At 32.1% G+C, this 11,032-nt stretch carries 14 protein-coding genes; 13 read left to right on the forward strand and 1 reads right to left on the reverse strand.

From position 1 onward, the window contains the following. The first annotated feature begins 73 nt into the window (after positions 1–73). The 13 genes from CLLU_RS16690 (at position 74) to CLLU_RS16750 (ending at position 10,326) form a co-directional block, all read left to right on the forward strand. Positions 74–286, forward strand: a complete 213-nt coding sequence (locus CLLU_RS16690; protein ID WP_106010903.1) for a sigma factor G inhibitor Gin — start codon at positions 74–76, stop codon at positions 284–286. After that, a complete protein-coding gene (locus CLLU_RS16695; protein ID WP_106010904.1) occupies positions 265–1,722 on the forward strand; it encodes an aminotransferase class I/II-fold pyridoxal phosphate-dependent enzyme in 1,458 nt (485 codons plus the stop codon). The genes CLLU_RS16690 and CLLU_RS16695 overlap by 22 nt, the downstream gene beginning before the upstream one ends. 99 nt (positions 1,723–1,821) lie before the next feature. Further along, a complete protein-coding gene (locus CLLU_RS16700) occupies positions 1,822–2,508 on the forward strand; it encodes a dTMP kinase (RefSeq protein WP_106010905.1) in 687 nt (228 codons plus the stop codon). A gap of 190 nt (positions 2,509–2,698) precedes the next feature. Next, a complete protein-coding gene (locus CLLU_RS16705) occupies positions 2,699–3,028 on the forward strand; it encodes a cyclic-di-AMP receptor (RefSeq protein WP_106010906.1) in 330 nt (109 codons plus the stop codon). Between the two features lie 15 nt (positions 3,029–3,043). Beyond that, a complete protein-coding gene (locus CLLU_RS16710; RefSeq protein ID WP_106010907.1) occupies positions 3,044–3,988 on the forward strand; it encodes a DNA polymerase III subunit delta' in 945 nt (314 codons plus the stop codon). A 7-nt stretch (positions 3,989–3,995) separates the two neighbouring features. Continuing rightward, positions 3,996–4,901: a PSP1 domain-containing protein gene (locus tag CLLU_RS16715; RefSeq protein ID WP_106010908.1), complete on the forward strand. Its 906-nt coding sequence runs from the start codon at positions 3,996–3,998 to the stop codon at positions 4,899–4,901. Between the two features lie 11 nt (positions 4,902–4,912). Beyond that, entirely contained in the window at positions 4,913–5,116 is a 204-nt protein-coding gene (locus CLLU_RS16720; RefSeq protein WP_106010909.1) for a heavy-metal-associated domain-containing protein, read from the forward strand. Between the two features lie 88 nt (positions 5,117–5,204). Beyond that, positions 5,205–5,378, forward strand: a complete 174-nt coding sequence (locus tag CLLU_RS16725) for a DUF362 domain-containing protein (RefSeq protein WP_106010910.1) — start codon at positions 5,205–5,207, stop codon at positions 5,376–5,378. 229 nt (positions 5,379–5,607) lie between these two features. Beyond that, positions 5,608–6,402, forward strand: coding sequence for a flagellar motor protein (locus tag CLLU_RS16730; protein WP_106010911.1), 795 nt, complete (start codon positions 5,608–5,610; stop codon positions 6,400–6,402). Further along, positions 6,399–7,193 carry an OmpA/MotB family protein gene (locus tag CLLU_RS16735; protein WP_106010912.1) on the forward strand — a complete coding sequence of 265 codons (795 nt, stop codon included), beginning with the start codon at positions 6,399–6,401 and terminating at the stop codon, positions 7,191–7,193. The genes CLLU_RS16730 and CLLU_RS16735 overlap by 4 nt, the downstream gene beginning before the upstream one ends. Before the next feature lie 150 nt (positions 7,194–7,343). Further along, the gene (locus tag CLLU_RS16740; RefSeq protein ID WP_106010913.1) at positions 7,344–8,084 is read left to right on the forward strand and encodes a tRNA1(Val) (adenine(37)-N6)-methyltransferase; all 741 of its coding nucleotides are present in this window, start codon (positions 7,344–7,346) and stop codon (positions 8,082–8,084) included. A gap of 20 nt (positions 8,085–8,104) precedes the next feature. Next, positions 8,105–8,953, forward strand: a complete 849-nt coding sequence (gene rsmI, locus CLLU_RS16745) for a 16S rRNA (cytidine(1402)-2'-O)-methyltransferase (RefSeq protein ID WP_106010914.1) — start codon at positions 8,105–8,107, stop codon at positions 8,951–8,953. A gap of 296 nt (positions 8,954–9,249) precedes the next feature. Then, positions 9,250–10,326 carry a C40 family peptidase gene (locus tag CLLU_RS16750; protein WP_106010915.1) on the forward strand — a complete coding sequence of 359 codons (1,077 nt, stop codon included), beginning with the start codon at positions 9,250–9,252 and terminating at the stop codon, positions 10,324–10,326. A gap of 202 nt (positions 10,327–10,528) precedes the next feature. Here the strand turns inward: CLLU_RS16750 and CLLU_RS16755 are convergent, their stop codons facing one another. After that, positions 10,529–10,774 carry an AbrB/MazE/SpoVT family DNA-binding domain-containing protein gene (locus CLLU_RS16755; protein WP_106010916.1) on the reverse strand — a complete coding sequence of 82 codons (246 nt, stop codon included), beginning with the start codon at positions 10,772–10,774 and terminating at the stop codon, positions 10,529–10,531. Between the last annotated feature and the right edge of the window lie 258 nt (positions 10,775–11,032).

The raw sequence follows: 11,032 nt of genomic DNA on the forward strand, positions 1-11,032 counted from the left end.
CATTAAAAGGTAAGAATTTAAATAATAAAATTACTTTATTAATTCATAAATAGGACTTGCTAGGAGGATATGAATGAAAAAAAAATATTGTATCATATGTGGAAAGCCTTTGAGTAATGGTATAATAATATATGGCAGAGGAATTTGTTCTTGTTGTGAAGAGAGACTGATAAATCTGGAAAATAATTTAGATTTTTACGATTATTATAGAAAGAGAATAAGAAAAACTATAGTACATTATATAATAAGAGGAGAGACATTGCATTGCCAGAATTACCACTTTTAGATGGAATTTTAAAATATATTAGAGAGAATAATATATCATTTTGTATGCCCGGACATAAAAATGGGAAGGGATTTTATAATACTTCTATAGGAAGGGAATTTGCAGACAATATTTTAAAGTTTGATATTACAGAAGTAAATGGGGTAGACAATCTTCATAATCAAAAAGGTATAATATTAGATGCTAGTGAGCGTCTTAGAGATTTTTACGGAAGTAAGAAATCTTATTTCTTAGTTAATGGCAGTACCTCCGGAAATATGATAATGCTATTTAGCAGTTTTAATGAAGGTGATAAGATTTTAGTAGAGAGAAACTGCCATAATTCCATACTTAATGCTATAATTATGAGGAAGCTGAATCCTGTATATTTAAAAAATATTATAAGTAAAAGATTAAATGCTCCTGCTGCTATAAATTTGGAGCATTTTTTACAAGTTATAAGAAAAAATACAGATGCAAAAGGTGTTGTAATTACATATCCCAATTATTATGGACTATGCAGCAATCTGAAATTTATAATAAAAGAGGCTAAGAAATACAATATGAAGGTACTGGTTGACTGTGCTCATGGGGCTCATTTTGGAGTTCATCCGGATTTACCGGAAAGTGCGGTTAAATTAGGAGCGGATATGGTAGTTACAAGTGCTCATAAGACTTTGTGCAGTTTGACTCAAAGTGCCTATCTACACGTCAACAATGAAAGAGATATTGATAAAGTAGATTTTTACTTTGATGCGTTTTCAAGTACAAGTCCTTCCTATATATCCCTGTGTTCTATGGATTATGCGAGGTTCTACTTGGAAAAATACGGGCACAGGGATTATGGAGAGCTTATTAGAAGAAATCAGTATTATAGGAATAAAGTTAATTCTATGGAGGGATTCAGTGTAATTGGGAGAGAGGACATATCAAAATTCAATAGTGAATGTGTTAAAGAGAAAAATATACTTCCAGGTATATGGAATATAGATTTGACCAGATATATTATAAATTTGGATAAAGATCACAGTGGAAATTTACTTTCGAATTATCTGAGAAAAACAGGTATACAATGTGAAATGAGTGATAGTTCCAATGTAATACTTATTTTTTCACCCTTCAACCAGGAAGAAGAATATGAAAAATTGTGCCATGAATTGAAAAATTGCAATCTGAAACAGCTTAAATATAAGAGAATGGATTTAATGGAATATGAAATACCTGAAATCAGAATTTTGCCATATGAGGTCTTGAATGCAGAAAAACAGATGGTGGATTTGAAGAATTGCATAAATAGAATAAGTGGTGTAAATGTAATACCATATCCTCCGGGGGTTCCAATAGTGCTTGCGGGAGAATTGATAAATAAAGATGTTGCAAAAATTATAGAATACTATGCGAAAAGCGTACCAGATTTAATAGGGGTAAAAGATAATAAAATAAAAGTTTTAAAATGATATTTTGTGAAAAAATTATCTGCAAGTTGAGTGTTGCTTATCGTACTATACTTTAGCAATGCTGACTATGGGATAAAATAGATTTTTGGGGGAAATTGCATGAAATCATTGAGAGGAAAACTTATAGTTATAGAAGGATGTGATGGAAGCGGTAAGGCCACACAGACAAAAATGCTTTATGAAAAGCTTCTAAATGAAAAATACAATGTAAAAAAGGTGGAATATCCCGATTATGCCAGTCAGTCTTCTGCATTGATCAAGATGTATTTAAATGGGGATTTTGGAAAAAATCCTGAAGATGTAAATGCATATGTAGCTTCTACCTTTTATGGGGTGGATAGATTTGCATCCTATAAGATGAATTGGAAAGAGTTTTATGAAAAAGGCGGAATAGTATTGGCAGATAGATATACCACGGCAAATATGATACATCAAGCCTCTAAAATTGATGATATTGGAGAGAAAAATAAATTTTTGGAATGGCTGTGGAATTTTGAATTCAATATATTTGGTCTCCCAATACCTGATTGTGTAATATTTTTGGATATGCCTCCGGGATGCAGCAGACAGCTTATAATGCATAGAGATAATAAATTTACAGGAACTTCAGATAAGGATATACATGAAGGAGACTGGGACTATTTGATTAAATCATATAAGAATTCACTGTATGTTGCTAAAAAATATGATTGGAGCAGAATTCCCTGTGTAGAAGATGGAAGAATAAGAAATGTTGATGAAATTCATAAATCCATATATTGTTTTATAAAAAAAATAATAAAATAAAATATATGGGTACATTTAGGAATATAATAAGATTAAAGCAGTTATATATTAGTTTATCCTGGGAATATCACATTTATTTTTAATGGACTTAATAACTAGTTGATATAAGGAATCAGAAAATTATGATATAATTATCATATAAAAATGAGAAGTCAGCCTAGAATAAAATAAATAGGAGGAAGATGCCTTTATGAAATTAATTATAGCGATTGTTCAAGATGATGATGCTGGTAATTTATTAGAGACTCTTACAGAGAGTGGATTTGGAGTAACTAAACTTGCCACTACGGGAGGCTTTTTAAAGGCAGGTAACACTACCTTGATGATAGGCGTTGAGGAAAAGGATGTATCGAAGGTAATAGATCGTATAGAGGAAGTATGCAAAACTAGGAAACAAGTTATAACAACTCCTTCATCTGTTGCCAGTTCCACGGGTGTATATATGCCATATCCTGTGGAAGTGGAAGTTGGAGGTGCCAATATATTTGTAGTAGATGTGGATAAATTCGTAAGAATTTAACGGGAGGAATATTTAGTGAGCCTTTATAAAATAATAGGCCATCAAGGTGTAAAATTGCAGATAGCGAATTCCATAAAATTAGGCAGGTTTTCACATGCTCATATCTTGGTAGGAGAAAATGGTATAGGCAAGAGTATGATTGCTGAAGAAATGGCTATGAAGGTACTGGGTAAAAGTGAAATCAGACAATATGTGGATATAGTGAAATTTAAAGTACCTAAGGGCAAAAAATCTATTGGAATAGAAGAAGTGAAAAATATAATTGAGGAGATAAACAAAAAACCTTATGAATGTGATAAAAAGGTAATAATATTATATAATTCTGATAAAATGACAGAAACAGCTCAAAATGCACTGCTTAAAACTGTAGAGGAACCACCTGAAGGAAGTTTTATGATACTTTTATGTGAAAAATTAGAGAGCATTTTGGATACAATAAAATCCAGATGTCAGATTTATAAGCTGAATAGGTTGAGTCAAAAGGATATGATCCTATTTTTAGAAAATAAATTTCCAAATCTATCTGAGGAAGAGGCAAGGTCTGTTTTAGCTTTTAGTGATGGAATACCGGGGAGAGCAGAAGAATTCATTTCAGATTCTTTTTTGCGTGAGATGAGAGATGTAGCTACAGATATGCTTAAGCAATTAAATAACAGAGATCTAAGTTCTTCTTTAAAATTTTCCAATTATCTGTTTGGCGTAAGAGATCAGTGGCAGGAAGTACTTACCTGTGTATTGTCATGTATACGGGATGTACTTATATATAAGGAGACAGGCAGCGAAAAATTAATTATAAATAAGGATAAATTTGAAGATATAAAGCTTATGGGTGAGATGTTTTCATTTAATAAATTAAATGATATTATTAATATAATAAAGGATACTAAAGAAAAGCTAGAGAGGAATGTAAGTCCGGCTTTAATTTTTGATTCTATGTTGGTGAAAATGCAGGAGGTATAGATGAAATATGGTAATGGTGGTAGGCGTACGTTTTAAAAAGGCAGGTAAAATATATTATTTTTCACCGGATAATCTGAATATACAAAAAGGGAATAATGTAATAGTGGAGACCGCCAGAGGAATAGAATTTGGCAAATGTGTTATAAAACCTAAAAATATAGATGAAAGTGATATAGTTCCGCCGCTTAAAAATGTTTTAAGAATAGCTACAGAAGATGATGTAAAAAAATATGGTGAGAATAAAAGAAAAGAAAAAGATGCTTTTGATATATGTATAGAAAAGATACAACAACACAATTTAAAAATGAAACTGATAGATGTAGAATATACATTTGACAATAATAAAGTGATATTTTATTTTACTGCAGATGGAAGAGTGGATTTTAGGGAATTGGTGAAAGATCTTGCTTCCATATTCAGGACTAGAATAGAACTTAGACAGATAGGGGTAAGGGATGAAGCTAAAATGATAGGTGGATTGGGACCCTGCGGCAGGGTCATGTGCTGTTCTACATTTTTAGGAGATTTTGTTCCTGTCTCTATAAAAATGGCCAAAGAACAAAATTTATCTTTAAATCCCACTAAAATATCAGGCATATGTGGAAGACTTATGTGTTGTTTGAATTATGAGCAGGATACTTATGAGAGGATCAGACAAAAGCTGCCCCAAAAAGGTTCGGTGGTGAATACTGTTTATGGCAGAGGGGAAGTTATGAGTAATTCTGTAGTCAAAGAAAATATTAAAGTAAAAATAAAGGGTGAAGACGGCGAAGATATGCTGAAAGAAATACCTATAGATGAAATTGAAATGATTTCAGGTGGATTTGAAGGCAGTATAAATGACGATGAAGTGGAAATTGATCCAGAAAATCAAGATGCAGATGAAATTAAACAGCTGTTCAAGGAAGATTAAGGAGGAAGCTTATGAAATCTGTATTTAAAATTTCTGATATGTATACTGCTAAAGATGTGAATAAAATAAGAAAATGTATTTCCAATAATGAGGGGATAATAGCTTTCCAGATAAATAAAGAAAAAAGAGAAGTGAGTGTAATATATGATGATTATTTTGTAACGGAGGATAAAATAATTCAATGTCTTGAGGATATGGGATATATGGTATTATAAAATTGTCTTTAAAAGTAAGGATAAATGTGATAGAATATCAAGGAATGATATAAAATAATACGTTAGACTTTGAAGGAGGTGTAATTTAATGGCATATAAAATTACAGATGCTTGTGTGAGCTGCGGATCATGTGCTTCAGAATGCCCGGTTGACGCTATAAGCCAAGGAGATACTCAATTTGTAATAGATGCAGATACCTGTATAGAGTGTGGAAACTGTGCCAATGTTTGCCCAGTAGGAGCACCAGTTCAAGAGGATTAATATTAAAAAAAGACTACCAGAGAATATGGTAGTCTTTTTAAATTGGACAAGCAGTTTGGCAAATTCTGATAGGCTTGTGCACCATTTATGTTAAAAAGTTAACATAAATTAAACATATATAATATCATATTTATCGGTAAAGAGTATAAAATTTTAAACGAATATTTATATAGAGATGGAAAATATAAGGTAAAAGTCAGAGTCAAATTAACTAGATGGAGGAGAGAAAATGGATATATCTGTTATTATATTTTTGTTTTTAGGGATTATTTCGGTAGTGGCTGGTTATATGATGGAAGGCGGACAAGCAACAGCACTTTTAGGAGCTACCGCGGCCGTAATAGTTTTTGGAGGAACGATTGGTGCTACAGGATTATCATTCCCTATGGATATATTAAAAAGAATTCCTAAAATGCTTAAGGTTCTTTTTAGTCCCAGAAAAACAGATTTACCAGTATTAATTTCATATTTTAAAGATGTATCCTATAAGACGAGAAAAAATGGCCTATTGAGTTTAGAAGGTGAAATATCCAATGATCCAAACTTGGATCCTTTTATAAAAAAAGGTCTTCAACTTGTAGTGGACGGAGTGGATCCTCAAGCTGTCAGAAGCATATTGGAATTGGAACTTGATTCTACATCCGAGAGACACAAAAATGGTTCTGATGTATTTGAAAGTGCGGGAGGATATGCACCTACCATGGGTATTGTAGGTACAGTTATGGGATTGGTTCATGTTTTAGGAAATTTGGAAGATACATCTACTCTGGGTCCTAAAATAGCAGTGGCGTTTTTGGCTACTTTATATGGTATTGGATCTGCCAATCTTTTATGGCTTCCTATAGCAAACAGATTAAAACAGGCAGATGAAAAAGAGGTAAAAGAAAAAACTCTTATTATTGAGGGAATACTTTATATTCAAGAGGGAATAAACCCTAATACAATAGCTGAAAAATTAAAAAGTTTCTTAAACAAAGAAGAATTATTAAAGTATGAATCAATAGATGGGAAGGCTGAGCTATGAAAAAGAAGAAATCAGATAAAAAACCAGATGGTCTTAGGTGGATGCTGACTTACTCTGATTTGATAACACTGCTTATGATATTTTTTATTGTCATGTATTCCATGAGTCAAGTAGATCAAACTAAATATAAACAGCTCTCCGAGTCTCTCAGTATAGCTATGGGTGGAGGAAAAACCATAATAGGCGAAGACAATAATTCCAGTATCAAGAATGATGTGACACAAATGGATGAGTTGGATTCCAGTCAAGATGAAGAAAAAAAGTTAGAGGAATTGAAGAAAAAGGTGGATAAGTATCTGCAGGAAAATGGAATGAGCAAAAATGTTTCCACTTCTATAGATGAAAGAGGCCTGGTAATAAGTATGAATGATACCCTGCTGTTTGATACAGGAAAAGCGGATATAAGACCTGAATTCCAACAAGAACTTACAGAAATGGGTAAGATTTTAAATCAATTGGGAAATTATATCAGAATAGAAGGCCATACAGATAATGTACCTATTAGCAATGATGAGTATTCCTCAAATTGGAAATTGTCCTGCGATAGGGCATCTAATGTAACTGAGTTTCTCATAATGAAATCTGGTATTCAACCTCAAAAGCTTTCTGCAATTGGATATGGTGAATATAGGCCTATCGCAGATAACTCTAGTGAAGCGGGAAAAGCTAAAAACAGAAGAGTTGATATAATAATACTTAACAGTAAATTCAATGCAGTTGAGGACAATAGTTCTTCTAGTACAAAATCTTCGAAAACTGGTGAAGATATAAAAAGCAGTCAGAAAAATTAGAATGGAGTTCATTATTCCCTGGAATGTTTATCTAGGGATTTTTTGTGTTGACATATTTTAAAAGCAGCCGATTGACAAGGATATATATTTAAATCATAATTATAAATATCGAATAAAAGCTGTGATTTAAATTAGAAATGAGGTATTAAATTGGATGGTGATTTTTTAAAAGAGGGTGAGACCTTAGATGATCTGCAGTTAAAGGGATTATACGTAATTCAAAAAAAGGATGCTTTTAGATTTGGAGTAGATGCGGTTTTACTAGCTAATTTTGCGGATATAAAGAGAAATGCAAGTGTATTGGATTTATGCAGCGGTACTGGTATAATCCCTTTCATATTAGTGGGAAAAACCTCTGCCAGTAAAATAATGGGAATAGAGATACAAGAGGATATGGTGGAGATGGCCAATAGATCCGTGCAATTAAATAATGTACAGGAAAAGGTGGAGTTTGTCCATAAAGATTTAAAGGATCTGGAATATTTAAAAACTCTGCCAAAGGTTGATGTGGTTACGGTAAACCCGCCTTATAAGCTGAAGAATTCGGGGATCATAAATTTGAAAAGTAAAGATGCTATTGCCAGGCATGAAATTTTCTGTGAGCTTGAGGATGTTGTAAAAGCTGCTAAAACCGTTTTAAAGGATAATGGAAAATTTTACATGATACATAGGCCAGATAGATTTGCAGATGCCATATGTATTATGAGAAAATATAAAATTGAACCTAAGTTTGTAAGAATGGTTCATCCGAGTTTAAACAAGGCTCCTAACATGGTGCTTATAGAAGGACAGAATAATGGAGGACATTTTTTGAAGTGGGGTGCACCTATATATGTACATCAGCTAGATGGAAATTATACGGATGAAATAAATAGAATATATGGAAGATAGTGAAAAGGAGATGATATATAATGGGAAAGCTTTTTTTGGTGGCAACTCCTATAGGAAATCTTCAGGATATAACATTACGCGGATTAGAGGTACTTAAAAGTGTGGATTTAATAGCTGCTGAGGATACAAGACACAGCTTGAAATTATTAAATCATTTCAATATAAAAAAGCCGCTTGTGAGTTATCATAAATACAATGAGAATGAAAAAAGTATAGAGCTTATAAAAAAACTAAGAGATGGAGATAACATAGCCTTAATAAGTGATGCTGGAACTCCGGGCATATCGGATCCTGGAGCCGTTATGGTACGTAACTGCATAAAATATGGAGTGGATTTTGAAGTGATTCCAGGAGCCACTGCGGTGACTACAGCGTTAGTTTATTCGGGGATTGATAATTCAAGGTTCATTTTTCTTGGCTTTTTACCCAGGGATGCTAAGAGCAGGAGAGCTGCTCTTGAAGACATAGCTGAGAGAAGAGAGACATTGATATTTTATGAGGCTCCTCATAGATTGTTAAATACTTTGAAATTATTAAGGGATGTTTTAGGAAATAGGCATATGGCTATTTGCAGGGAACTTACTAAGATTCATGAAGAAATATTAAGAAGTACTTTAGAGGAAATGGTAAGCTATTATGAAAATGATGATAGTAATATAAGGGGAGAATTTGTTATTGTGGTAGAGGGTAAAAGTGAAGAGGAATTTTTAGAAGAAAAAAAGAGAAAATGGATAAATTTGTCTATAGAAGAACATATAAAGATGTATATGGATGTAGGATTGAGCAAAAAGGAATCGGTAAAAAAAGTAGCTAAGGATAGAAATGTTTCTAAATCTGAGATATATTCTCATTCTATTAATTTGCAATAAATAAAAATAAAGTCAAAACAAGGGGAAATGCAATTACAATATTATCAATAAAAATGCCTGATAATTATTAAATTATCAATAAATAGTCTTACTCCATTAAAAAATTCTAATATTTTTGATGAAAATTTGATATAGGCGTTGAGATGTTGTATGGTTTAATGCTATAATAGATCTGTGCTATTTTTAAATTTAAGATTACACTTTTTATGGTGTTGTTTTAAATTTATTATTTTGGAGTCCAGATATATTATTTGGAGGGGGAACTTTAATATTATATTTAGTAGGAGGTAGATAAATTGAATAGAAAAACCTTATCTGTTGCGATGGCTATAACACTGGCATTGTCAACAGGGACAAGCGTTTTTGCGGCGCCAAGCAGTTCTAGTTCATTGGCAGAAGTTAAACAGCAAAAACAAGATTTGGAGATTAAAGTTGAAAAATTAAATGGCGAAATAGTACAAGTTATGCAGCAAATTGATGATGCAAAAAAAGACATTAGCAAAGTTTCTGATAATATAAAAAGCACGCAGACAAATATAGAATCGACGGAAAAGGATATAAAGAGCCAGCAGAAAGTATTTAATCAAAGAGTAAAAGCCATGTACATAAATGGTATGGATAGTTATTTGGCTGTAGTACTAAATGCTGATAATGTAAGTGATTTTATATCTAGGTTAGATAATGTAGCAAAGGTAATGGGATATGACAAGGGCGTTATATCGAATTTAACAGATAAAAAAGAAGATTTATCTGCTCAGAAACAAAAACTTAATAACCAAAATGACAAGCTTTTGGCATTAAAGTCTGACAGTGAAAAAAAATTGTCCAAGCTTAACAGTGACAAAAATAGTCAGACCGCTTTAATAACGTCTTTAGATGCTAAAGAAAAGGAACTTGCAGTAGCTGATAAGGAAACTTCAAAAGTAATTGCTTCAGCAGCAAATAATGTACAACAGATTAGAAATGCAGCACCGAGAATTACAAGTTCTAATCAGAGTATTTCAAGAGGTGGAAGTACATCAGTGTCATCGGATTCAATAGTGGCATATGCTTCAAACTTTTTAGGGGTTCCCTATGTTTGGGGAGGAACTTCACCGTCAGGATTTGATTGTTCAGGGTTAGTTCAATATGTATATGCTCATTTTGGAGTCAATCTTCCAAGAACTTCGCAGGCACAGCAAAATGTTGGAGTAGCAGTTTCGAGAAGTGAGCTTCAGCCTGGTGATTTGGTATTTTTCGGTTCACCAGCATATCATGTAGGAATATATGTAGGTGGAGACTCTTTTATTAATGCACCTAAAACTGGAGATGTTGTAAAAATAGCAAGCTTAAGCAACAGATCAGACTTCAGCGGTGGAAGAAGAGTTAAATAATCCATAGAATATGATAAGTATTTACCGTATTTTAAAATTTAGACATATTTGAATAAAAAATATACATACATAGTTAAATTTAAGTATTATTCTACAAAGTTTAACTATGTCTTTTTTTGTATTTATAGTTATAAATGGAAGCTGAAAAGTAGAAATTAAAAGGACTGATATAAAAATTTTATATCAGTCCTTCTGATAAATATTATTTACCTTCTCGTAACTCCTGTAAACATTTTTTACAGATATTCTTGCCTCTATAGTTTATTACATCTCTGGCATCACCACAGAAAATACATGCTGGTTCATATTTTTTTAATATAATTTGTTCACCATCAACATATATTTCTAAGGCATCCTTTTCGGCAATGTCTAAAGTTCTTCTTAATTCTATAGGAATTACAATTCTTCCTAGCTCGTCCACTCTTCGAACAACACCTGTAGATTTCATTTGTGTTTTCCTCCTTTAATACCATAATTCGACATAACTACAATTAAATAATAGCAAAAATTACATTAAAAGTCAACATGATTTTATAAAACATTTTACAAATTTCTTATGAAATTCCATCTAAAGTTAATATACTACCAAAATATGCAAAAGTCAATAATAAGTTAAATGAATATTTTTTTGATGTGTTATGTAAAAAGCTTTAGATATAAGGGCATAGAGGCAAAATGAATGTAAAAGTAAATAAAATATAAATAT

Origin of the sequence: Clostridium luticellarii (genome assembly GCF_002995845.1) — a bacterium.
GTDB lineage: Bacteria > Bacillota > Clostridia > Clostridiales > Clostridiaceae > Clostridium_B > Clostridium_B luticellarii.

Excerpts from the sequence above, each read along its gene's own strand:
- CLLU_RS16755 (WP_106010916.1), bottom strand. The coding sequence starts at position 10,774 with ATGAAATCTACAGGTGTTGTTCGAAGAGTGGACGAGCTAGGAAGAATT.
- CLLU_RS16725 (WP_106010910.1), top strand. The coding sequence starts at position 5,205 with ATGGCATATAAAATTACAGATGCTTGTGTGAGCTGCGGATCATGTGCT.
- CLLU_RS16715 (WP_106010908.1), top strand. The coding sequence starts at position 3,996 with ATGGTAATGGTGGTAGGCGTACGTTTTAAAAAGGCAGGTAAAATATAT.
- CLLU_RS16690 (WP_106010903.1), top strand. The coding sequence starts at position 74 with ATGAAAAAAAAATATTGTATCATATGTGGAAAGCCTTTGAGTAATGGT.
- rsmI (WP_106010914.1), top strand. The coding sequence starts at position 8,105 with ATGGGAAAGCTTTTTTTGGTGGCAACTCCTATAGGAAATCTTCAGGAT.
- CLLU_RS16705 (WP_106010906.1), top strand. The coding sequence starts at position 2,699 with ATGAAATTAATTATAGCGATTGTTCAAGATGATGATGCTGGTAATTTA.
- CLLU_RS16730 (WP_106010911.1), top strand. The coding sequence starts at position 5,608 with ATGGATATATCTGTTATTATATTTTTGTTTTTAGGGATTATTTCGGTA.
- CLLU_RS16700 (WP_106010905.1), top strand. The coding sequence starts at position 1,822 with ATGAAATCATTGAGAGGAAAACTTATAGTTATAGAAGGATGTGATGGA.
- CLLU_RS16735 (WP_106010912.1), top strand. The coding sequence starts at position 6,399 with ATGAAAAAGAAGAAATCAGATAAAAAACCAGATGGTCTTAGGTGGATG.
- CLLU_RS16720 (WP_106010909.1), top strand. The coding sequence starts at position 4,913 with ATGAAATCTGTATTTAAAATTTCTGATATGTATACTGCTAAAGATGTG.